This is a genomic window from Bacillus halotolerans (assembly GCF_004006435.1).
In the GTDB taxonomy this organism is placed as follows: Bacteria; Bacillota; Bacilli; order Bacillales; family Bacillaceae; genus Bacillus; species Bacillus halotolerans.
Genome location: NZ_CP029364.1, coordinates 2280322 through 2303847, shown reverse-complemented (window position 1 = coordinate 2303847; position 23526 = coordinate 2280322). Strand labels below are relative to the sequence as shown.

Annotated in this window: 23 protein-coding genes and 1 other annotated feature; of the genes, 13 read left to right on the top strand and 10 right to left on the bottom strand. The window is 44.8% G+C overall.

Features of this window, described 5'->3' with window-relative positions:
• Window positions 1–198 (top strand): YwbE family protein, encoded by a 198-nt coding sequence (locus tag DIC78_RS11760; protein ID WP_010332373.1) that lies wholly within the window; start codon window positions 1–3, stop codon window positions 196–198.
• Window positions 199–230: 32 nt separating this feature from the next.
• Here DIC78_RS11760 and DIC78_RS11755 read toward each other — a convergent pair whose 3' ends face one another.
• On the bottom strand, window positions 231–1418 hold the full coding sequence (locus DIC78_RS11755; protein WP_127696350.1) for a class I SAM-dependent rRNA methyltransferase: 1188 nt from the start codon (window positions 1416–1418) through the stop codon (window positions 231–233).
• A 121-nt stretch (window positions 1419–1539) separates the two neighbouring features.
• Here DIC78_RS11755 and glxA point away from each other — a divergent pair, with 121 nt between their 5' ends.
• On the top strand, window positions 1540–1920 hold the full coding sequence (gene glxA, locus DIC78_RS11750; RefSeq protein ID WP_010332375.1) for a glyoxalase GlxA: 381 nt from the start codon (window positions 1540–1542) through the stop codon (window positions 1918–1920).
• A gap of 40 nt (window positions 1921–1960) precedes the next feature.
• On the opposite strand, the gene DIC78_RS11745 is transcribed toward glxA, so the two are convergent.
• Together DIC78_RS11745 and celB are read right to left on the bottom strand one after the other, a co-directional pair.
• Window positions 1961–2638 (bottom strand): DUF2711 family protein, encoded by a 678-nt coding sequence (locus DIC78_RS11745; RefSeq protein WP_106019774.1) that lies wholly within the window; start codon window positions 2636–2638, stop codon window positions 1961–1963.
• A gap of 89 nt (window positions 2639–2727) precedes the next feature.
• A complete protein-coding gene (celB, locus tag DIC78_RS11740; protein ID WP_127696349.1) occupies window positions 2728–4062 on the bottom strand; it encodes a PTS cellobiose transporter subunit IIC in 1335 nt (444 codons plus the stop codon).
• A 226-nt stretch (window positions 4063–4288) separates the two neighbouring features.
• Between celB and DIC78_RS11730 the strand changes: the two genes are divergently transcribed.
• The 3 genes from DIC78_RS11730 (at window position 4289) to sacY (ending at window position 8944) form a co-directional block, all read left to right on the top strand.
• Window positions 4289–6226: a minor protease Epr gene (locus tag DIC78_RS11730; protein WP_106019776.1), complete on the top strand. Its 1938-nt coding sequence runs from the start codon at window positions 4289–4291 to the stop codon at window positions 6224–6226.
• Window positions 6227–6669: 443 nt separating this feature from the next.
• Window positions 6670–8049 (top strand): sucrose-specific PTS transporter subunit IIBC, encoded by a 1380-nt coding sequence (locus DIC78_RS11725; RefSeq protein ID WP_095712721.1) that lies wholly within the window; start codon window positions 6670–6672, stop codon window positions 8047–8049.
• A 52-nt stretch (window positions 8050–8101) separates the two neighbouring features.
• Window positions 8102–8944: a transcription antiterminator SacY gene (gene sacY, locus DIC78_RS11720; RefSeq protein ID WP_044160381.1), complete on the top strand. Its 843-nt coding sequence runs from the start codon at window positions 8102–8104 to the stop codon at window positions 8942–8944.
• 50 nt (window positions 8945–8994) lie between these two features.
• On the opposite strand, the gene DIC78_RS11715 is transcribed toward sacY, so the two are convergent.
• Both DIC78_RS11715 and DIC78_RS11710 read right to left on the bottom strand, forming a co-directional pair.
• Window positions 8995–9855, bottom strand: a complete 861-nt coding sequence (locus DIC78_RS11715) for a glycosyltransferase family 8 protein (RefSeq protein ID WP_024123317.1) — start codon at window positions 9853–9855, stop codon at window positions 8995–8997.
• Window positions 9856–9965: 110 nt separating this feature from the next.
• A complete protein-coding gene (locus DIC78_RS11710) occupies window positions 9966–10679 on the bottom strand; it encodes a YwaF family protein (protein ID WP_127696348.1) in 714 nt (237 codons plus the stop codon).
• A gap of 149 nt (window positions 10680–10828) precedes the next feature.
• Between DIC78_RS11710 and DIC78_RS11705 the strand changes: the two genes are divergently transcribed.
• The 3 genes from DIC78_RS11705 (at window position 10829) to DIC78_RS11695 (ending at window position 14353) form a co-directional block, all read left to right on the top strand.
• Window positions 10829–11344 carry a MarR family transcriptional regulator gene (locus tag DIC78_RS11705; RefSeq protein ID WP_106019778.1) on the top strand — a complete coding sequence of 172 codons (516 nt, stop codon included), beginning with the start codon at window positions 10829–10831 and terminating at the stop codon, window positions 11342–11344.
• Window positions 11339–11551: a binding site (T-box leader), on the top strand. It overlaps the preceding gene by 6 nt.
• A gap of 44 nt (window positions 11552–11595) precedes the next feature.
• Window positions 11596–12834, top strand: a complete 1239-nt coding sequence (gene tyrS, locus DIC78_RS11700; protein ID WP_106021898.1) for a tyrosine--tRNA ligase — start codon at window positions 11596–11598, stop codon at window positions 12832–12834.
• 151 nt (window positions 12835–12985) lie between these two features.
• Window positions 12986–14353 (top strand): M28 family metallopeptidase, encoded by a 1368-nt coding sequence (locus DIC78_RS11695; RefSeq protein WP_127696347.1) that lies wholly within the window; start codon window positions 12986–12988, stop codon window positions 14351–14353.
• 44 nt (window positions 14354–14397) lie between these two features.
• On the opposite strand, the gene DIC78_RS11690 is transcribed toward DIC78_RS11695, so the two are convergent.
• The 5 genes from DIC78_RS11690 to DIC78_RS11670 all read right to left on the bottom strand — a co-directional run bounded on the left by DIC78_RS11690 (window position 14398) and on the right by DIC78_RS11670 (window position 18737).
• Window positions 14398–15237: a helix-turn-helix transcriptional regulator gene (locus DIC78_RS11690; RefSeq protein ID WP_127696346.1), complete on the bottom strand. Its 840-nt coding sequence runs from the start codon at window positions 15235–15237 to the stop codon at window positions 14398–14400.
• Between the two features lie 68 nt (window positions 15238–15305).
• On the bottom strand, window positions 15306–15689 hold the full coding sequence (locus DIC78_RS11685) for a carboxymuconolactone decarboxylase family protein (protein WP_038954313.1): 384 nt from the start codon (window positions 15687–15689) through the stop codon (window positions 15306–15308).
• Window positions 15676–16890 (bottom strand): MFS transporter, encoded by a 1215-nt coding sequence (locus DIC78_RS11680; protein ID WP_127696345.1) that lies wholly within the window; start codon window positions 16888–16890, stop codon window positions 15676–15678. Before DIC78_RS11680 ends, DIC78_RS11685 begins: the two co-directional genes overlap by 14 nt.
• 138 nt (window positions 16891–17028) lie before the next feature.
• Complete coding sequence (gene ywaC, locus DIC78_RS11675; protein WP_059292252.1) at window positions 17029–17661, bottom strand: GTP pyrophosphokinase YwaC; 633 nt, start codon at window positions 17659–17661, stop codon at window positions 17029–17031.
• 140 nt (window positions 17662–17801) lie between these two features.
• Complete coding sequence (locus DIC78_RS11670) at window positions 17802–18737, bottom strand: 1,4-dihydroxy-2-naphthoate polyprenyltransferase (protein WP_059292251.1); 936 nt, start codon at window positions 18735–18737, stop codon at window positions 17802–17804.
• Between the two features lie 447 nt (window positions 18738–19184).
• On the opposite strand from DIC78_RS11670, the gene DIC78_RS11665 reads away from it, so the two are divergent.
• From DIC78_RS11665 to dltD, 5 genes are read left to right on the top strand one after another with little or no spacing between them, the layout of a single operon-like run.
• On the top strand, window positions 19185–19334 hold the full coding sequence (locus tag DIC78_RS11665) for a teichoic acid D-Ala incorporation-associated protein DltX (protein ID WP_010332387.1): 150 nt from the start codon (window positions 19185–19187) through the stop codon (window positions 19332–19334).
• 17 nt (window positions 19335–19351) lie between these two features.
• Window positions 19352–20860 carry a D-alanine--poly(phosphoribitol) ligase subunit DltA gene (gene dltA / locus DIC78_RS11660; RefSeq protein ID WP_106019781.1) on the top strand — a complete coding sequence of 503 codons (1509 nt, stop codon included), beginning with the start codon at window positions 19352–19354 and terminating at the stop codon, window positions 20858–20860.
• Window positions 20857–22044: a D-alanyl-lipoteichoic acid biosynthesis protein DltB gene (gene dltB, locus DIC78_RS11655; RefSeq protein WP_127696344.1), complete on the top strand. Its 1188-nt coding sequence runs from the start codon at window positions 20857–20859 to the stop codon at window positions 22042–22044. The genes dltA and dltB overlap by 4 nt, the downstream gene beginning before the upstream one ends.
• 16 nt (window positions 22045–22060) lie before the next feature.
• Window positions 22061–22297, top strand: coding sequence for a D-alanine--poly(phosphoribitol) ligase subunit 2 (dltC, locus tag DIC78_RS11650; protein WP_024123329.1), 237 nt, complete (start codon window positions 22061–22063; stop codon window positions 22295–22297).
• A complete protein-coding gene (gene dltD / locus DIC78_RS11645; protein WP_127696343.1) occupies window positions 22297–23475 on the top strand; it encodes a D-alanyl-lipoteichoic acid biosynthesis protein DltD in 1179 nt (392 codons plus the stop codon). The genes dltC and dltD overlap by 1 nt, the downstream gene beginning before the upstream one ends.
• Window positions 23476–23526: the final 51 nt, after the last annotated feature.

Here is a 23526-nt window from a genome sequence, read left to right as displayed (position 1 = left end):
ATGAACGGGCAAGAGCGGAGCAGCATTTCTAAAGGATTACAGGTTGATATTGTCTTGAAAGCGGATCAAAAAACAGGAAAACTGACGCGAGGCACAGTGAAGGATATTTTGACGAAATCAAGCTATCACCCGCACGGCATTAAAGTCCGTCTGGAAGATGGCCGTATCGGACGCGTCCAGCAAATCATTTCTACATAAAAAGCTGCCCTGAACCGGGCAGCTTTTTTCTTTTATTTTTTCTGCAGAAAGACAACTTTTAAGTAATTGCCTTCCGGATATGCTGACATCGTTTTAAAGTCCTCCGGCAATGTAAATTCCTCTATGATCGTATAGCGTTCATTTGTTTCTTTGAACGCGGCATCGATAAAGCCTTTGAATTTCTTCATTCCGAAGGCGCTGCTGTTTGTAGAGGCGACAATGATGCCCTTGTCGGCTGTAATGGCGATCGTTTCCTTCAGCAGATTTTTATAATCCTTGGCCGCGCTGAAGGTGCGTTTTTTTGTGCGGGCAAAGGATGGCGGGTCGAGAACAATCAGATCAAAGCGCAGATCCTTTTTCGCCGCATATGAGAAGTATTTAAAAACATCCATCACTTTAATATCGTGCGCCTCGTAATCCAGCTTGTTCACGCTGAATTGCTCGATCGTTTTGGCCAGACTTCGATTTGCCACGTCCACGCTTGTTGTTTTCTCCGCTCCGCCAAGCGCTGCCGCCACTGAGAACGCACCTGTATAAGAAAACGTGTTTAAGACGTTTTTTCCATTGGCATAGCGGTCTCTGATCGCTTTGCGCACATGTCTTTGATCTAAAAAGATGCCTGTCATGGCGCCTTCGTTTAAATCAACCGCGTATTGTATCCCGTTTTCTTGAATGATGATCGGGAACTCGCCTCTTTCTCCCTTCACGAAGTCATCATCCTCGACATACTGTCCAGCCGTATCGAAGCGTTTCTTTTCGTAAATCGCTTTATATTCAATATCCAGTTCATCCAGAGCGGCAATGAGCGTTTCTTTAAAGGTGTAAATGCCTTTGCTGTACCATTGGAGCAGCAGGTATCCGTCATAATAATCAACAGTGACGCCGCCGATGCCGTCGCCCTCCCCGTTGAAGAGACGGAAAGCCGTTGTATCAGGCGTCGCAAAAAGATTTGCACGCGCTTGTACCGCTCTTGTTAATTTACTGAGGAAAAATGCTTGGTCGATTTGTTCATTTTTATTGCGGGTGAGCGTCCAGCCGACCCCTTTGTTTTGCAGGCCGTAATAGCCCCTTGCGAGAAACTCGCCGCTTTCAGACACGACATCAACGAGGTCGCCTTCTTTGACGTGCCCCGCACTGCCGGTGAGAGCTTCCTTTTCGATGAGCGGATAGCCTTTTTTGATTTTTGCAGCATGTGCTTGCTTTAGGGTGAGTAGCTTCATATATGTTCGTCCTCTTTCTGTTTGCTTTTTCTTATCGTACCACAAAACGCCAAGATGTCTTCATTGACAGAAAGGAAAGGTTTTTCTACGATAGACAAAAAGAGTTTCTAGGAGGAACAGCATGGCAAAACGAATTGACCATACAGGCATTATGGTAAGGGATATTAACGCGTCCATTTCATTTTATGAAGAGGTTCTCGGCATGAAATTGAAGGACCGCATCACTCATACGAACGGTATTATCGAGCTTGCTTTTCTTGGCTTTGAAGATGGTCCGGAAACAGAAATCGAACTGATTCAAGGCTACAGCAGCGAGCTTCCCGCCGAAGGTAAAGTGCATCACATTGCCCTGCTGACTGATGACATCGCGGCCGAATATACAAAAGCGGAAAGAATGAATGCGAAATTTATCGACGAAGAGATCACAACACTTCCAAACGGGTATCGGTATTTTTATATCGAAGGTCCTGACGGCGAGTGGATAGAGTTCTTTCAGCGGTAAGAAAAAAGAACGCACCTCTGTTTAGAGGTACGTTCTTTTCTTATCTATACCAATTCATATACGCGGTTTCATCGCAAAACATGGCCTCCCAGCCCATACGCTGAACCATGTCATGAATGTTTTCATCTTTCGCAAGAAAAACATTAATGAATGAGTCATATACACTCATAAATACAAAATCCATTTTCTCATCAGTCAACATGAGCTCTGCGGCGGCTTCATCAAGAACCGTCCGTAAGTTAGCCTCAGTTGTGTCCAGAAAGCCGCTGTTTTCCACAATTGGTTCTGAGTAATAAAACCGATTGGACCCGTTGTAACGAAGCACTTTTACCAAACCGGGAATATGAAAATTTGAAATATGGTCCTCACTGGGATAAAAGAGATCTCCTTTTAAGTTCGCGTGTAAAAGTTCAGCCACATCCTCTCTCGCGTACTCATCCCTTAAAGCAAATATCGATGTCTTCAAAGCCAGCGCCAGCTCTGCATGTGTTTGGAATCCGCATGAAGACATGATCTCTTTCCATGTAACTGCTTTTCCTTTTTCCCTTACTTCTTGATCATTTGGATAAATATGCTCATACTCATTTTTTCTCTTAGCTTTTTCCCATCCTTCAGGCATTTGAATAAAAGGAGAAAATAAAATAGCAGCTGATGTATATTCAACTGGTAGTTGTTTTAAGATTGGTGATTCGTCATCTAACCATATGTATTCTAGCATGGGCACCCCCTTTACATATTCTAACATTTACTTATAGTTGATAGAAGATCATCAGCCCTTTAACAGCTGATGATCTATTACAGCTTACATCACGTCGCATTTTTATCCCCGGATTCAACCGCACTCTCTTCCTTCCATTTTTGATGATCCCATATTCTGAAAAACGGATAGTAGATAGCACATGTAATGAGCAGGTTCACCAGCTGCATGACCGCTCCAGATACTTTTCCGCCTGTCGCCAGGTACCCTGATATGAGCGGCGGCATGGTCCATGGCACGGCGATTCCGGCAGGCCTTGCCACCAGTCCTGTGCTCATGCCGATATAAGTGGCGGTAATTGTGAGGAGCGGGGCTATGATGAACGGAACGATAAGGAGCGGGTTCATCACAATCGGCATGCCGAAAATGATCGGCTCGTTGATGTTAAATAGCGCAGGACCAATCCCTAATCGGCCGAGCTGCTTCATCTGTTTGCTCCGGGACCGCACAAGCATTGTGAGTACAAGCGCCAGCGTTGCTCCGCTTCCGCCGACATTGATCCAAATTTGAAAAAACTGAGTCGTAAAAATACTCGGCAGCGCCTCGCCCGCTTGAAACGCGAGACGGTTTGCATCCATGGCGCCATACCAAATCGGCGCCATAATACCGCCGATGATCGAAGCGCCGTGAATGCCGCACGCCCAAAGCAGCATTTGCACGAATTCAGCGATCAGACTCCCGCCGAGGCTGCCGCCAAGGATGGAAAGCGGCGTGCCGAGCAGGTCTCCGACGACATTGTGCAGGCTTTTAAAAGGCGTCATTTCAATCAGAAGACGCGCCAGCCATATAAGAAATACGATAATAAAGCCGGGAATCAGCGCGACAAATGATTTACTTACTGCCGGCGGCACGCCGTCAGGCATGTTAAACACAATATTTTTTTGAATGATGTACCGATAGACTTCAGTCGAAAACAAGGCGATGATCATGGCGACAAACAGTCCCTTGCTGCCGAGCAATGTAATGGGAATTCCGCCTCCGATCATGATTGATTCTGTTGAGCCATCCGGCGTAAAAGGCACCTCGAACGGCGTTGCCAATAAGAAGGCTGCAATTGAAATCGCTCCGGCCGACAGGGCATCAACACCGTAGCTTTCCGCCAGCCGATAGGCGATCCCGAAAGCCGCAATCATTGCCATAATATCGAATGAAGCATTAACAGGATAGCCGAGCTTATCCGCCCACTGTTCCCCAAACACGCTCGTCATAAAATCAGCATAACCGGGAATCGGCAGACTGGTTAAAATCAAAAAGACAGAACCGATAATAATCAGCGGCATGGTCAAAACAATTCCGTCACGCAAAGCGCTGAGATGCCGCTGCCCGGCAATTTTCCCAGCGACAGGCATGATTTTTTCTTCCATCACCCGAGTGAACGCGCTCATCTGAAAAGCCCCCTTTTTTCACTGCTTTGTAAACAACCTTTGCAATGTTTTCTTTATCTTATTTTGAAAACGCTTACAAATTCATGCGGAAAATTTCCTCTTTCTGTGGAAAAAATCTGCATTCTTCTGAACAACCCTGTCAACGAAGAAATCTTTCCTCTTTATTATCAAAATCACATTTTCCTCCGATATATATATCAAACATCATAGAAAAAGGAGCAGAACCATGAAAACCACATTTTGCAAACTTGTTGTATCAGTCACTCTGTTTTTCAGTTTTCTCGCCCTAGAGCCTCTTGCACATGCAGAAACCAGCAGCGAGAAAGAGGTCATTGTGGTCTATAAAAACAAAGACGGCAAGGAAACCGTCCTGGACAGTGATGCTGAGGTTGAGCAGCAGTATCAGCATCTTCCGGCGGTAGCTGTTACAGCAGATCCAGAGACAGTAAAAGAATTCAAACAGGATCCTGATATTTTGTATGTCGAAAACAATGTCACGTTCACTGCAGCGAACAATACAGACCTCAAAGTACTGTCAGAGAACGCCGACACCACTGACAACTTCGAACAATGGAATCTTGAACCGATTCAGGTCAAACAGGCTTGGAAGGAGGGGCTGACAGGCAAAAACGTCAAAATCGCTGTCATTGACAGCGGGATCTCCCCCCACGACGACCTGTCGATTTCCGGCGGGTACTCAGCTGTCAGTTACACCTCTTCTTACAAAGACGATAACGGCCACGGAACACATGTCGCCGGGATTATCGGCGCTAAGCATAACGGCTACGGAATTGACGGCATCGCACCGGAAGCACAAATATATGCGGTTAAAGCGCTGGATCAGAACGGCTCGGGAGATCTTCAAGGTCTTCTCAAAGGGATCGACTGGTCGATAGCGAATGGAATGGATATCGTCAATATGAGCCTTGGCACGTCTTCAGACAGCCAGATTCTTCATGACGCCATGGACAAAGCATATGAAAAAGGCGTACTGCTCGTTGCCGCAAGCGGAAATGAAGGAAACGGCAAGCCAGTAAATTACCCGGCGGCATACAGCAGTGTCGTTGCAGTGTCAGCGACAAATCAACACAATCAGCTTGCAGCCTTTTCAACAACAGGAAATCAAGTTGAATTTTCAGCACCGGGAACAGACATCACGAGCACGTATTTACATCAATATTACGCGACGGGAAGCGGCACATCCCAAGCGACCCCGCACGCCGCTGCCATGTTTGCGTTATTAAAACAGCGTGATCCTGGTAACACGAACGTGCAGCTTCGCGCCCTCATGCAGAAAAACATCGTTGATCTCGGAATTACGGGCCGCGATCAGCAATTCGGCTATGGCCTGATCCGGTATAAAGCCCAGCAGGCAGATAAAGCGTACGCGGCGGCTGAGCAAGCGGTCAAAAAAGCCGAACAGACAAAAACACAAGCCGATATCGACAAAGCGAAAAAGCTCGTCAGCAAGCTGCCTAATTCCAGCGCCAAAAAAGCTTTGCAAAAAAGACTGGATAACGTTCAGGCATACAGAAATGTAAAAGACGCGAAGGACAAAGTGGCAAAGGCAGAAAAGTATAAAACCCAGCAAACCGTTGATACAGCACAAGCCGCGATCAACAAACTGCCGAACGGCACGGATAAAAAGAACCTGCAAAAACGGTTAGATCAGGTCAAGCGCTATATCGTATCAAAGCAAGCAAAGGACAAAGTCGCCAAAGCGGAAAAAAGCAAAAAGAAAACAGATGTCAGCAGCGCTCAATCGGCAGTCAGCAAGCTTCCGGCAGGCTCAGAAAAAACGTCCCTGCAGAAGCGTCTCAACAAAGTGAAAAGCAGCAATGTAAAAAAGGCGCAGCAATCAGTCGCCGCAGCGGAAAAGAAATCAACTGACGCAAACGCGGCGAAAGCCCAAAAGGCCGTCAATGAACTTCAGTCCGGAAAAGACAAAACGTCATTGCAAAAACGGTTAGATAAAGTGAAGAAAAAAGTGGCAGCAGCTGAAGCCAAAAAAGTCGAAACAGCCAAAGCCAAAGTGAAAAAAGCGGAAAAAGACAAGACAAAAAAATCAAAAACAGCCGCTCAGTCCGCAGTAAATCAATTAAAAGCATCCCATGAAAAAACAAAGCTGCAAAAACGGCTGAACGCCGTTAAGCCGAAGAAATAATTGAAAAACCTTTAAGATGAGTGTTACGTCTTAAAGGTTTTTTCGTCTGTTAAACTGTGTACGCAACCTTTTTCCCATTTGCTTCACAGGCTTTTCATACTATTGCTATCCTGCTGTGAACAGCATAAAATGAACGGTATTACAGATATCAACTGCATATTGCGGGATTGTGACTGGCAAGCAGGCAAGACCCAACGATGCAAAGGGAGTATTAGTGCCTAGAAAAAGAAGGCATTTTAACTCTTCTTTTCGTGTTGGGCTCGTAACGGCGCCAATGACATTTCTGCTTTATATGTTTCGTAATGCCCCGTCACCCGACGAGGGCATTTTTTGATGGCTCTGCACGCTTTACATTTTTCTCACTTTTTTCATTTTGATTGTCAACTTTTCATTTGATACGATGAACAAGCCGACTTTTCTTCAGCAGAGGAGGTTTTTATTGTTTGCAAAAAGAAATTGCGAAAGAATTATTGCTCCTCGCAGGAGGAAAAAGCAACATTATCAGCATCAGCCACTGTACAACTCGTCTTCGTTTTGAAGTAAAGGATGAAACGAAAATCGACATACGTGCTATTGAGAATCTGCAAGGTGTGCAGGGCACCTTTTTCAGATATGGCCTGTTCCAGATTATTTTTGGGGCAGGTATCGTCAACAAAATTTATAAAGAAGTCGTTTGTGTGTGGGAGGCATCGCCTTCTGAAGAGGCTGTTCAAGAGAAACATGCCAGACGCAAACTGAACCCCGTCACAACATTTGCTAAAACGCTGTCCGATATTTTCATGCCGATTATCCCGGCGATAACAGCAAACGGTTTGCTCATGGGGCTGATCGGCATGATTCAGGTCTTTCACTGGTTCTCTGCCGACAGCCCGTGGATCAAAATGCTGGATCTCGTGTCCAGCACCGCCTTTATTCTGCTGCCGATTTTGGTTGGCTTCAGTGCCGCCAGACAATTTGGCAGCAACCCATTTTTAGGGGCATTGATAGGAGGGCTTCTGACTCATCCTGATTTGCTTGATCCATCCATGCTCGGCAGCAAAACCCCCGCTTCCTTAGACATATGGGGGCTGCACATTCCATTGATGGGCTATCAGGGCGCCATTATACCGATTCTTCTCTCCATTTATATCATGAGCAAAATTGAGAAGCTTTTAAAAACGATTGTGCCCAAGTCACTTGATGTCGTGATCATTCCCTTTATCACTGTGATGGTGACAGGATGTCTCGCACTGATTGTGATGAACCCCGCCGCAGCTATCATCGGCCAGGTCATATCACAATCGATTGAATACATTTATCACCACGCGGGCATTGCTGCCGGTGCTCTTTTCGGGGGCATCTATTCCACTATCGTTCTATCAGGCTTGCATCATAGCTTTTATGCGATTGAAGCGACTTTGCTTGCTGACCCTCATGTGGGTGTGAACTTTTTGGTGCCGATATGGTCAATGGCGAATGTGGCGCAAGGCGGAGCGGGACTGGCGGTTTTCTTCAAAACGAAGCAGTCAAGCCTGAAGAAAATCGCGCTCCCCGCTTCCCTTACCGCTTTTTTAGGCATTGTGGAGCCAATTGTTTTCGGAGTAAATGTGAAGCTGATCCGCCCCTTTATCGGAGCCGCTATTGGAGGCGCTCTCGGCGGGGCGTATGTAGTTGGGGCACACGTCGTTTCGAATTCCTACGGACTGACCGGCATCCCGATGATTTCAATCGTGCTGCCGTTTGGCATTGCGAATTTTGTTCATTATATGATCGGTTTTTTGATCGCGGCCGTCTCTGCTTTTATAGCTACATTGTTTCTCGGGTTTAAAGAAGAGACAGAATAACTGGATTTATTCGATTTCATTCATAAAACGGGGGATGAAAGGACAAAAAGCTATGAAAATTAAAAGAATCTTAAATCATAATGCAATCGTCGTAAAGGATCAAAATGAAGAGAAGATTCTCTTGGGTGCAGGAATTGCGTTCGACAAAAGAAAAAATGATATTGTCGATCCGTCTAAAATCGAAAAAACATTCGTCAGAAAAGATACACCTGACTATAAACAATTCGAAGAGATTTTAGAAACATTGCCGGAAGACCATATTCAAATCTCCGAGCAAATTATTTCCCATGCTGAACAAGAACTCAACATCAAAATCAACGAACGGATTCACGTTGCGTTTTCAGACCACCTCTCATTTGCGATCGAACGCCTGAGCAACGGAATGGTCATCAAAAATCCGCTGCTGAATGAGATCAAAGTTCTTTATCCGAAGGAATTCCAAATTGGCATGTGGGCTAGAGCGCTGATTAAAGAGAAACTGGGCATTGAGATTCCTGAGGATGAAATCGGCAATATCGCCATGCACATTCACACAGCGAGAAACAACGCCGGCGACATGACACAGACACTTGATATTACAACGATGATCCGTGATATTATCGGCATTATTGAAACCCAGCTGTCAATCAACATTGTGGAGGATACCATTTCTTACGAAAGGCTCGTGACCCATTTGCGCTTTGCCATTCAGCATATCAAAGCAGGCGAAACCATTTACGAGCTGGATTCAGAAATGATCGCCATCATTAAAGAAAGATTCAAGGATGCTTTCCTATGCGCCAAAAGCATCGGCACATTTGTGAAAAAAGAATACGGCTTTGAATTTCCTGAAAAAGAACTGTGCTATATCGCCATGCATATTCAGCGCTTTTATCATCGGTCAGTGGCCCGCTGACAAACAAAAAACGCTTTTGAGATGATCAAAAGCGTTTTTTCATATATAGATTATTGATTGATAGCCGGGTTTCCGATCGTATTCCACTTTGTATAGGACATGTAATGGAAATACTCATCGCGATACGGATGTTTTGTATTGGAGTTCCAAGGCTTTTCTCCGCCGCAGAAGTGGACGATTGCCGGGTTTTCTCTCGTTTCATTATATTGCTTCCGTCCTAACAGTGTCGAAGGTGTTTTCAGTTTTAACATGATGTATGTTTGAGCGTTCCAGCGCGGATGAAGCTCATACCACTTATCATATAAGATCGCGTTCAGCGCATCTTGGTCATGTAACACAAGAAAATCTTCAGAACCGTTTTCATTGATAAAGTTGAGAACTTTTTCTGTGATGTTTTGCTTTCTCCAAGGTTCCATATCAATAACCATAATACCAGAGTTAAAATATTTTCCCGTGTCAGTGATATTCATTTCTTTCAAACGTTCATGCTGCCCCGCATCTTCCACAGCAGCAACGGTGTATGGAGCGATGTCCAAGTCCCATAGTTTCGAAATATCCTCGAGGACAAGTGCATCACAATCGACATAAATCATCCGCTTAATGCTCTCATCCTTAATTAAGTCAGGAATCGAAATGCGGTAATACGCCGCTTTTGTAATGTGGCTGCTTTCCACAGCATGTTCATACTGGTTGGCATCCACTTCTAAAAACTCAATCGGCACGCCGAACTTCAATGTGGTTTCTTCCAGCCTTTTTTTGTTATCAGGCTCAATTCCCCCATCAATCACATATAGCTTTACTTTTCTGTTCTGGTCCATGTTTGTCAATAAAGAAACGAACATCCCACCTAAATGACGAGCATAATTATCATCTGCGCATGATACGATATGCATAATTTCATCTTTCTTCAATGGTATTCATCTCCCTTTGTGTTGTACAAGTTACATTCCCTTTTTCAGAAAATTAAACACTAATCTCCAATATTTTTTTGAATAGAATGTGCTTTACAACAAAAAAGGTGTTATTTTTTGAATATCCGATAAAGCCAATAAAGGATGAAAAAGCTCGCGATCGTAATGGCTTCAGCTGAGGCGATATACCATGGCCAAGGCCCGAGAACATCCAATAGCGAAGAACCGCCCGGCTTTTTCGTTAAATACATATAATTCGCATTCAGCCAGCGGTCAACCAGATAAATGATGCCTCCGTACAGATTGACAATCAATACAGTCACCCATAAAGAGCGCTGTCTGAGTCTGTACGTGCCAATCACCGCCATAAGCAAACAGGACAGAAACACGGATCCGTGCGACATAAAAAAGAGAATATACCGCACATGCGGAAATGAGAACATACCAAGGTCTGGGGTCAGAAGCGCCTGAAGGGAGCTTCCGATGCCGACAAAATACAAAAACACAAACAGCTTTCTGCTTTTTGTCACCAGCATAATAGCTGATAAATACACAGACAAGTCACTCAGCTGAAGGGGCAGAGAAGTCCGCACCGACCACCTGCCCGCGGCGATCATCCATATTTGGTAACCAATTTGTGAAGCAAGCAAAAGAAACACAAACAAATAGCGCAGAAATGTACTGAATGCTGGCCGGCTGAGTGGCCGGCGGAACAAAAACAAAAGAATGGCAAGCATGCCGATCAAGCTTAATGTCACTGCATGCTCTGTCGAAAACAGATGAAACGGATCATGTTTATACACGCCTTGAACATATTTTTGCACAACTGCACCCCCGTCTGCGGGTTTTTCTTTATTGTGGTGTTCTTTTGGCTTTTTTTATGCAACCGAAAAATATAGGCTTGAAGTTCACCATCGTCTCTGCTACAATTCATTTCATAGCTAATGATTCTGATAATTTAAGGCGGCGACAAATGGAACGTTTAGATAAACAGCAGCAGCTTCGCAAAGAAGAGCATGACACACTAAGCAAGCTTAAACAAATGCCCGTTGAGTCACTCAACCTGGAAGCCATTTCGATCGCGACGAATCTGTATCGGTCTGCGCAAAGGCTCCGTGTCAAAATGGAGACTGAGGTTCTTTCTTCTTACAAATTATCTTGGACCGCTTTCTCCATTCTTTACGATCTATGGGTATGGGGCAAACTCGAAACGAGAAAAATCGCTGAGCTGTCAGGCATTTCAACAGCAACAGCAAGCAACGTGATCAAAACGCTCGAAAAAAAGGGCTTTTGCTCCAAAAGCATCGATCCCAGAGATCGGCGACTGGTTTTTGTCACAATCACTGAATCTGGCAAACAAGCGATCGAAAACCTCTACCCCGAGTTTCACAAAGGGGAAACGCAATTGATTACGGGCATGACAAAAGAGGAGCAGAAAACCCTGACAGGACTGCTTAGAAAAGTAGCGGACAATCTTCATACATCATAAGCTTTGACGGGAATCCAGTAGCGGTTTGTCTCCCTGTTTCAGAGAGCCGGCGGAAGGTGCGAGCCGGCACACAGGCAAAAGCGAATTACCTCCCCGAGCTTTCTTTGTGAACGTTAGTAGCAAAGGACGGGAAACCGTTATTCGAATGAGCGGAAGACAATGTCTTCAACCAGGGTGGTACCGCGTGCATTGAGCCACGTCCCTTATCGGGATGCGGCTCTTTTTGTGTTTCTAAAAAAGGAGGAAGAACGATGAAAACATTTGATCAGCTCACAGCAGCACAGCAAAAAGAAGTCGAAAGACAGCTTAATCTATATATGACAGGCGCCCAAGAAGTCATACCGCCGGAGGAATTAAAGGCCAAGCTTGTCAAATCGATTGCGGCAGGCACACCGCTAAAAATTAAACTCGGATTAGATCCTTCTGCACCGGATGTTCATCTGGGACATACGGTCGTTTTAAACAAGCTTCGCCAATTTCAAGAAAACGGCCACATTGTGCAGCTCTTGATTGGCGATTTCACAGGAAAAATCGGTGATCCGACAGGCAAGTCCGCGGCCAGAAAACAGCTGACCGATGAAGAGGTCAAGCACAACGCCAAAACATACTTCCAGCAATTCGGGAAAGTGCTTGATCCAGAAAAAGTCGAGCTGCACTACAACTCGAAATGGCTGAAAACATTGCATCTGGAGGACGTTATTGACTTGGCAGGCAAAATAACAGTAGCCCGCCTGATGGAACGCGATGACTTTGAAGAACGCATCGCCATGCAAAAGCCGATCTCCCTGCATGAATTCTTTTACCCGTTGATGCAGGGATACGATTCCGTCGTTCTGGAAAGCGATATTGAATTAGGCGGAACAGACCAGCATTTCAATGTGCTGATGGGGCGGCATTTTCAAGAACGATACAACAAAGAAAAACAAGTCGTCATCCTGATGCCGCTTTTGGAAGGCTTGGACGGTGTTGAGAAAATGTCGAAATCGAAACACAACTACATCGGCATTGACGAACATCCGAACGACATGTACGGGAAAACAATGTCACTGCCCGACAGCCTGATGAAAAAATACATTCATTTGGCAACGGACTTGGAGCTTGAAGAGAAAAAACGGCTCGTGAAGGACTTAGAAACCGGCGCCGTTCACCCAAGGGATGCCAAAATGCTTTTAGCCAAAACGATTGTCCGAATGTACCACGGATTAGAAGCCGCTGAAGCAGCCGAACAATCTTTCAAAACAGTCTTTCAGGAAAACAGCCTGCCTGAGGATATTCCGGCTGTGAACTGGAAAGGTGAGAAAACGATCGCGATGACCGATCTGCTCGTCACTCTTGATCTTCTCTCTTCGAAAAGCGAGGCGCGCCGCATGATTCAAAACGGCGGTGTCCGGATTAACGGAGAGAAAATAACAGACATTAACGCCGATGCAGAGATAGAGGAGAATATGATCATCCAGGTCGGCAAACGCAAGTTTTTAAAACTCCAATAATTTGATGTCCTGACGCTTATGAAATCGGCTTTCATAAGCGTTTTTTTCAGGTATAAAGAACTGTCTTTTCAAAAATGCGCTTCAATTTGCAGGAAAATCCTTTAGCATCCCGAAATATTCCCCATCCAAACATTAGGGGAGGTTCATATTTATGAAAAAGCTTTTGACTGTAATGACGATGGCCGTTTTAACGGCCGGCACGGTTCTCTTGCCGGCACAGAGTGTCACCCCTGCTGCGCATGCTGTTCAAATATCAGATAGCCAGCGCGAGCTCCCATTCAAAGCAAAGCGCGCATACTCAACCATTTCACAGCTTAGTGAAACAATCGGCCCCAGAATAGCCGGGACATCTGCCGAAAAAAAGAGTGCCTTATGGATCGCTTCATCCTTGAAAAAATTAAAACTGGATGTGAAGGTTCAAACGTTTGGCATTCCTGACCGACTTGAAGGAACGCTATCCTCAGAAGGCCGTGAGATCCTCATTCGGGCGGCATCCGGCTCTACACCAACTGAAGAAAAGGGCCTCAACGCTCCGCTTTATCACGCCGGTTTAGGATATCCTGATGATTTCTCCGCTGACGCCAAGGGGAAAATCGCTTTGATTTCAAGAGGAGACCTGACATTTTATGAGAAAGCCAGGAATGCCGAGACAGCCGGCGCAACGGCTGTGATCATTTACAATAATAAGGAAAGCCTTGTGCCTGTCACCCCAAATCTATCAGGAAATACAGTCAGCATTCCTGTCGTCGGAATTAAGAAAGAAGACGGTGAAACTCTTATCCAGCAAAAAGAAGCAACCTTACAACTAAAAGCATTCTCAAACCAAACCTCTCAGAACATCATCGGTATCAAAAAACCAAAGAACATCAAAAATCCTGATATTGTCTACGTTACAGCCCATTATGACAGTGTTCCTTTCTCGCCCGGCGCAAATGACAACGGATCAGGCACATCTGTCATGCTGGAAATGGCACGCGTCTTGAAAAGCATTCCTTCTGACAAGGAAATCCGCTTTATCGCCTTTGGCGCTGAAGAGCTCGGCCTGCTCGGCTCCTCTCATTATGTAGATCATCTATCAGAAAAAGAGTTGAAACGAAGCGAAGTGAACTTCAACTTAGACATGGTGGGTACAAGCTGGGAGAATGCGTCTGAGCTGTATGTCAACACATTGGACGGACAATCTAACGATGTTTGGGAATCCAGCCATACGGCCGCTGAAAAAATTGGATTCGACAGCCTGTCTCTGACACAGGGAGGCTCATCCGATCATGTGCCGTTCCATGAAGCCGGTATAGATTCCGCTAACTTTATTTGGGGAGATCCGGAAACAGAAGAAGTAGAGCCATGGTACCATACCCCTGAAGACTCTATTGAACATATCAGCAAAGAACGCCTTCAGCAGGCTGGCGACCTTGTGACAGCCTCTGTCTATGAAGCTGTGAAAAAAGAGAAAAAACCGAAAGCCAATAAGAAACAAATAAAGGCAAAAGCCTCTGACATTTATGAAGATATGAAATAAAAAAAGACGGCGCTTTCTGCCGTCTTTTTAAGGTAATAAGCTATTTAGCTGTCTACAAGTAAAGCTTTCAATTTATCTGCCGTATTTTCTTTCTCTAACGGCCGATAAATGGTCAGTTTCAAATCCGGTGAATCATAAATTTGCAATGTCATATGCTCCATTACCATTGTGCCCGCTGCCGGGTGAAGAAGCACTTTTTCTCCTGCGTGAGTGCCTAACACTTCGTGGTGGTTCCACCATTTTTTAAATTCCGGGCTTACTTCGGTTAACTGATCGATCAGCTCTTTTATCCATGCTTCCCCGAGAAACCGGCTGGCTGTCGATCGAAATTGCGCGATGAGTTTTTTGGCGTGGCTTTCCCAGTCGTCCAGCAGATCCCGGTACTCTTTTGACGTGAAACATCGCCATACGGCGTTCCTTTCCTTTCTGCCCATTTGGCCAAAATCGCCGAACACAGCACACGCTGCCGTGTTCCAAGCAATAACGTCCCACTTTTCGTCAGTCACATAAACAGGGCAATTGGTTAAATGATCAATAAAGTGCCGCACAGCCAGAGGAAGGCTCTTGTTTTCCTCATCCTGATCATCTAAAAGAACATGTTGTCCTGCCAACAGAAAAACATGGCGTTTCTCCTCGTAATTCAATTTGAGCACTCTTGATATGCTTTCCAGTACCTGTGTCGATACCCGAATATCCCTTCCCTGCTCCAGCCATGTGTACCATGTGACACCGATACCGGACAGCTGGGCCATTTCCTCTCTTCTTAAGCCTGTCGTTTTCCTTCTGGTGCCTAAAGGCAATCCGAATTCTTGCGGAGAAAGCTGCGCCCTTTTTAATTTTAAAAACTCACCAAGTTCTTTCCGTTTTTCTGCCATACCGTCCACATACACACTCTCCTCCTGCATAGAATTTCCTATTTGTATTCTACATAAAAAAGGAGAAAATTTTTATATTATTTGTTTCGTTCTGCAAATACTTCCGCAGCCACAGGCAAAATGGTATTCAGCGCATTCGGAAATCCTGAGTAAATAATCATCTGCATCATCACTTCTGTGAGTTCTTCTTGTGTCCATCCAACATTCAGGGCTCCGTTAATATAGAATTTTAACTGCTGCGTATTGCCCAATGCAGTCAATCCGGCAACCGTTGCTAATAATCTGGATTTCAGATCAAGGCCCGGTCTTGAAAAAATCTGTCCGTAATTAAACTCCACGGCGAGCACACCAAGGTCCGGAACGATGGATTGTTTAAAACTGTCTACGATCTCTTCGTAGTTCTCCTCATCTATTTGCTTCAGAATATCTAGCCCTTTTTTATAATGTTCACTTGTTTCCACCAGCTTCTATCTCCCTTCCGATACCGCTTTGTTTCGCAGCTCGATTTATGGTAATCCTTGAACTGAAGGCAATACCAATCATGATCATCCCCAAAATACAAATGCCGTTCCAATGAAACAGCATCCAGACTGCACCGCCTGCATACGACCCCAAGGCGCCGCCTAAAAACGTACTGACCATAAAGATGCCATTCAATCTGCTTCTCATATCAGCGGACAATTGGAAAATCTCCGCCTGACATGCCACCTGATTCGCCTGAATACCCATAGTGATGAATAAAGCGACCAGCACAATCACAATCATTGAGGTCCAGCCCGCCATTAACAATACAAATGACAATAAGGTAAAAGACATACAAAGCTTGTTGGCAAAAGCCGCTCCTTTTTGATCAATAATCCAGCCGATCAGAGGAGTCGCAAAAGCTCCTCCAATCCCCACCAAACCGATTGTTCCGGCAGTCTGGCTGCCAAACGAGAATGGCGGTTCACTCACCATAAACACTAACGTCGTCCAAAATAAACTGAAGGCGCCGAACATGAAGCCTTGGTTTACACACGCTTTTCTTAATGCTTTCTCCTTGATCAAAAGCGGAAATAATGAAGAAATGAGTTTTCCATAATCAACGGCATGTGTCCCTTTGCTTTTCGGAAAGCAGAAGCGAATGATAATCATAATGATGACGGCTGCTGCACAGGCAATCCAATACATCACACGCCAGCCATATTGCGCATCTATCGCCCCGCTGACCACTCTTGCACCTAATATTCCGCAAACCAATCCGATGGCTACGTTCCCGAGTACTTTTCCCCTGTTCTTGTCATTTGCTAAACCTGCTGCAAATGGCACAAGGATTTGAGGAATAATCGTGAAGAACCCCAGCAATAAATTTGTGATGACCAGCCATGAAAAGCTTACAGCTAACGCTGAAGCGGCTGAGCAAACCCCCACTAAGAACAGCAGGCTCACAATGAAGCGGCGGCGTTCAAATAGATCTCCCAATGGAACTAGCAGCAGATTTCCAGCCGCATAGCCGATTTGCGCCAATGTAGCAATCATCCCAGCTTGTGCCGCTGTCACATGAAACGTGCCTGCCATGCTGACAAGCAATGTTTGATTGATATAGACATTAGCGACAGTAAACCCGCTAGTCACCGTAATCAGAAAGATCAAACCTCTTGATAATGAAATGGAATGTTTCATGTTTGCCTCCTTTCTTCATGCATGATAAAGCAGGTGCAATCATAGAAACAGAAGTGAGTTTATACTGGTATAGAAAGTACTATCAAAGCAAAAAAGCGAAACCTAATCAGGCTTCGCTTTTGTAAAATATAACGTTTATTAATCCACTTCTTTCTTAATCCCCAGCATTTTTTCATCTAAATAGTGGGCGATCTCCGCCGCTTCCTTCAGTTCATCGGTTAAATGTTTAGGGACGTCGTTGTTCAGTTTATAGTAGATTTTATGCTCCAAGCTCGCCCAGAAATCCATGGCGATGGTGCGGATTTGAATTTCTGCTTTGACGTATTCCACTCTGTTCGTTAAGTTCACAGGCATTTCAATAATCAAATGCAGGCTCCGATAGCCGTTCGGTTTCGGATTCTGAATATAATCCTTTACCTTTACGATCCGCAAATCCTCATGCTGCTTCAGGACGTTCACGACATTATAAATATCAGAAATAAAGGAACAAATGATACGCACACCGGCAATATCGTGGATATTTTCCTTCATTTCCTGTGTCGTAATCTCGCAGCCCTTTCTCATGAGTTTATTTACGATGCTTTCAAAGCTTTTCACACGTGATTTTGTATGCTCAATCGGATTGTGGCCGTGAATTAAATTATATTCCTGACTGATAATCGAAAACTTTGTATCAAGTGCATCTAGCGCAAATTTATAAACTAACAGTTCGTTTTTCCAGTCTTCCATGACGGTTTTTAAATCGTCCATATGTGTTACAGATAAATCCATTTTCGTCATCTCCTTTAACGGATCTTTATCCGCTGTCCATGTACTAGACGTGCCTGCCTGCTGCTAGGTTCTATGAATTTTTTTACAAAATCCTGTCGAATGTAACAAAAAAAGACCGCTCGAAAAAGCGGTCTTCTTTCTTACCGGAAATAGCTGATCAATAATCCAATCGACAGCAGGAATCCGAAAAATGTATTGGTTTGGGCTGTGGATTTCATCGCCACAATCATATTCATCGGCAATTCTTTTTTGACGAAGCCTTTCACCGCCTGAACCGGCTTAGGAACGCTCAAAAAGACGACAAACAGCCATGGGCTTGCAGCTCCGGTAATAACCAAGCCGACAACCCAAATATAAGCGACAGCAAACGATGCAGCCAGCAGAGTGACGGCTCCTTTATGCCCCATCAGGATCGCCAATGTTTTGCGTCCGCCTTTTTTATCCTCTTCGATATCACGAATATTGTTCGACAGGTTGATCGCGCCGACAAGAATCGCAATCGGAATCGAAATGAAAATGCTCTGCTTATTGATCATGTCTGTCTGAATAAAAAACGAAATCAGCACAAACACCGAACCCATGCAAATGCCTGAGAATAATTCACCGAACGGTGTATATGCAATCGGCAGAGGCCCGCCTGTATACAGGTAGCCGATCGCCATTCCGACGAGGCCGATGACAGCCAGCCACCAGCTGCTGCTCATGCAAATATAAACACCGAGTAAAATGGCAATGCCGTATGAAGCGAGCGCTAATTGCAGAATCGTTTTGGGCTTCATACCATGTCTGACAATTGCGCCGCCGATTCCGACAGATTCAGCTGTATCTAACCCGCGTTTAAAATCGTAGTATTCATTGAATAAGTTCGTCGCGATCTGGATCCATAAGCAAGAAAACAGCATAGCCAGAAACAGCAGCAAATCAACCTTCACATAAAACATCGCCAAAACTGTTCCGAGAAGCACAGGAACAAACGACGCCGTTAATGTATGCGGACGCGTTAATTGCCAAAGGATCTGCCCCATACTTTCTTTTTCCGGCGCTGTCTGACCCTCACCCTTATTTGTTTGGTTCATCTTCCTCTTCCTTTCTATTAAAAGGCTTACTTTTTTTCAGCCGGCCACTTGATGAAACTTGCGTTTTGCTTCCTTATCTATCATAATGACTTCTCCACCATTTCACAAGATACCTTAAGCGGGCGTTTTCCTTCTTATTATACGCTTTCTGCCCTGATTTCATTAGAGTTCTGCCTGCGCCTTTACAAACAGGAGCGGAAAAATTTTTTTAAATCATTTACGCTTTTTAAAAGTTAAAAAGTTCTCTTCATTACATTTGATCTTTCCTTTATAATGAATCAGTCAGAGAAGCTTCATTCATACTCTCTTTCTGAGATAAAAATTCACTTCTGAAGGCAGAAGCCGATATATAAATTTGAGGGAGATTAGGGAAAATATGAAACTTTTTGCGCATCCGCTCGTCATATACTCATGTAATTATCGAAAAAACGGGAAGGGAATTTAGATATGCTGCAATTGATGAAACAGCTGTATGAAAAACCCGCTGTCAAGTGGACATGTCATACAGGCTTTTATTTGTTGATACTGCTTGTTTTGTTTTTTATGTATGGTTTTCACACCGCGAATACCGGTTCTTATATTTATAACGATTTCTAATTGGAGAGAGAATAACAATGAAACTTTTAGATGCTATTCAAACACATGCGGAAACTTATCCGCAAACCGAAGCCTTCCGCTCTCAAGGCCAGTCGCTCACATATCAGGAACTTTGGGCGCTGTCTGACCGTGCGGCTGCCGCGATCAAAAAACGCGTTTCTGGAGAAAAGGGTTCTCCTGTTCTGGTGTACGGACATATGGAACCGCATATGATTGTCTCCTTTTTAGGAAGCGTCAAGGCGGGACACCCTTATATCCCGGTTGACTTGTCCATTCCGTCCGAGCGGATTGCGAAAATTATTGAAAGCTCGGGCGCTGAATTGCTGATTCATGTATCTGGTCTTCCTGTTGATATTGACAGCGGGCTGATTCAGACAGTTTCAGCGGAAGAACTGCTGGAAAACGAAGGCACTGTCAGCCGTGATCAATGGGTGACGGGACACGAAACGTATTATATCATTTACACTTCCGGAAGCACGGGCAATCCGAAAGGCGTGCAGATTTCTGCCGCGAACCTTCAAAGCTTCACAGACTGGATTTGCGCGGACTTCCCGATCAACGGAGGAAAAACGTTTTTAAACCAAGCGCCGTTTTCATTTGATTTATCCGTCATGGATCTTTATCCGTGCCTTCAGTCAGGCGGTACTTTACACTGTGTGACAAAGGACGCCGTGAATAAGCCGAAGATCTTATTCGAAGAGCTCAAAAAGTCCGGGCTGAATATATGGACATCGACGCCATCCTTTGTGCAAATGTGCCTGATGGACCCTGGATTTTCACAAGATCTGCTTCCTGAGGCGGACACATTTATGTTTTGCGGAGAGGTTCTCCCGGTTTCTGTAGCCGAAGCGCTGCTTGAGCGTTTCCCGAAAGCGAGAATCTTTAATACGTACGGTCCGACTGAGGCGACAGTCGCTGTTACGTCCGTTGAAATTACAAGTGACATCATCAGCCGGCATGAATCTCTGCCAGTCGGCTTCGCCAAACCGGATATGAACATTTTGATTATGGATGAACAGGGGAATCAGCTCCCGGATGGAGAAAAAGGCGAAATCGTCATTGCAGGCCCGAGTGTAAGCCGCGGCTATCTCGGTGAGCCTGAGCTGACAGATAAAGCATTCTTCTCTTATGAAGGCCAATGGGCATACCGAACTGGCGATGCTGGTTATACACAAGATGGTCAGATTTTCTGCCAAGGCCGCTTGGATTTCCAGATTAAACTTCACGGGTACCGAATGGAGCTGGAGGAAATTGAGTTTCATGTGAGACAGTCTCAGTACGTGCGCTCAGCTGTTGTGATTCCGTATCAGCCAAACGGAACTGTCGAATATCTGATAGCTGCAATTGTGCCTGAGGAGCACGAATTCCAGAAGGAGTTCCAGCTGACGAGTGCGATTAAAAAAGAGCTTGCCGCTTCCCTGCCGGCTTATATGATTCCGAGAAAGTTCATTTATCAGGATCATATTCAAATGACGGCTAACGGCAAAATTGACCGGAAACGCATCCGCGAAGAGGTTCTTGTATGACGCCTTACAGCTCGTTTTTATTCTTTATATTGCTTGGCATTCTTCTTCTGCCGACCATCATTCTCGGCTTGAACGGGAAAAGATTCCAGGCATACAACATGTTTATATCCATTCTTATATTGGCTCTGATTTTCTCGCATGACTTACACGGCGTCATCGCCCTGTGTCTGTTTACCATATGGCAGGTGCTCCTGATCAGCGGCTACCTGGCGTACCGGCAGAAAGCGAACAGCGGCTTTGTCTTTTGCTCGGCTGTTATCGCGTCTATTCTGCCTTTATTCTTGTCAAAAATATGGCCGTTTCTTTCTCATCCGCAGCCGCATCATCCGCCGCATAACCTGATCAGCTTTTTAGGGATTTCGTATTTAACCTTTAAAGGCGTTCAGCTGATTATGGAAGCGAGAGACGGGCTGCTGAAGGAACAGCTTCCGCTTCACCGCCTGCTGTATTTCATCCTGTTTTTCCCGACGATTTCTTCCGGCCCGATTGACAGGTACCGCAGATTCGTCAAGGATGAGCAGAAGGCTTGGACAAAAGAGGAATATGCCGATCTGCTTTATACGGGAATTCACAAGATTTTCATTGGATTCCTTTACAAGTTCATTATCGGCTATGCGATCAACACGTATTTCATCATGAACCTTCCCGCGATCACGCACAATAAGATCCTCGGGAATCTGCTGTACATGTACGGCTACAGCATGTATTTATTCTTTGATTTTGCCGGCTACACGATGTTTGCCGTCGGGGTCAGCTATATTATGGGGATTAAATCGCCGGAAAACTTTAATAAACCGTTTATCAGCAAAAATATTAAAGATTTCTGGAACCGCTGGCATATGTCTCTGTCATTTTGGTTCAGAGACTATGTATTTATGAGATTTGTATTTTGGATGACAAAGAAAAAGTGGATCAAAAACCGTATGGCCGTCTCAAACATCGGGTATTTCCTGCTGTTTATGCTGATGGGGGTTTGGCACGGCCTTGCGCCGCAATATATCATCTACGGCCTCTATCACGCCGTCCTGATAACGTGTTACAACTTTTTCGAGAAGTGGAATAAGAAATATAAATGGCTCCCGTCCAACCGCTGGACAACGATTCTCGCTATTGTGATCACGTTCCATTTTGTGTGCTTTGGGTTTTATATTTTCTCAGGAAAGCTATTTCATCACCATCATTAAAGGAGATTAGAAAACTATGGATTTTAAACAAGAGGTATTAGACGTTTTAGCAGAGGTTTGCCAGGATGACATCGTAAAGGAAAACCCTGATATTGAAATTTTTGAAGAAGGTTTGCTTGATTCTTTTGGAACAGTAGAATTGCTGCTTGCGATTGAAAACCGTTTTGATATTCTGGTGCCTATCACTGAATTCGACCGGGATGTATGGAATACGCCTAATCACATTGTAAACCAGCTGTCTGAGTTGAAATAATGAAAAAGCGTTTTTTCGGTCCAATTATTTTGGCGTTTATTTTATTCGCAGGCGCCATCGCAGTTCCATCTTCATGGCTGACAGGCTTCATCACCGATAAGCGGGTGAAAGAATCAGCAACAGCCTTGAATCCGAGTATGTTTCAAGGGCTATATTTACAAGATCAAATGCTCAAAGATCCGACATATCTTCCGATTTACGGGTCTTCTGAGCTTTCCCGGCTGGACGAGTTCCACCCATCTAATTATTTTAAAGTAAACAATGAGGGATTTACGCCTTACCTTGTCGGCAAAGGCGGGTCCCAGTCATTGATACATTCCTTAAACTTCGCTGCCCATATGGATCAGCTGAAGGGCAAAAAAATTGTTTTCATCGTTTCTCCGCAGTGGTTTATTAAGCGCGGGTCTGATGAACAGCATTTTGCGCCGAACTATTCCGCGCTTCAAGGGCTGGATTTGGCTTTTAACGAGCAGATCGACCCTGACGTCAAAAAGAAAATGATGAAGCGTATGCTGCGCTTCAAAGCTGTTCAAAACGATGCTGTACTTTCCGAGCTTTATAAGGCGATGGTGAATGGCCAGACATGGAAAGTGAACGCGCTGAAGCCGGCGGCAAAAGTATATTACAAGATGCTAGAAAAGAAAGACCTTTATTATTCAGCGACGGAAACCACGGGACCAAAGCGGTATATCTCACAATCCGTGAAGGATAAGTCATGGTCTGAATTAAATAAACTGGCCGATGAATCAGGCAAACGCCACTCCGGGTCTAACGATTTTCACATCGACAATCCTGTTTATAAAAAGCTGAAGCCGAAAGTGCCTAAGCTGAAAGGGAAAAACAAAGGCAGATCGTATGCGAAGTCACCGGAATACGGCGATTTTGAGCTGATGCTTAATATCCTGAAAGACGCGGGCGCAGAGCCTATGTTTGTCACCATCCCTGTTAACGGAAAATGGTATGACTACACAGGCTTCCCGAAAAAAGGGCGCACTGACTATTATGAAAAGGTCAATAAACAGATTAAAGCGAAGGGCTTCCAAGTCGCTGATTTTTCAGGTCATGAATATGACCCTTATTTTATGAAAGATACCATCCACATCGGCTGGAAAGGCTGGGTGTATGTGGACAAGGCAATTGATGAATTCTATAAAACCGGAAAGGTTACTTCATCGTGAGCATCTATTAGGACGCGGCTGCATATTTCCTGCTAAGATTTGAAATAGTAA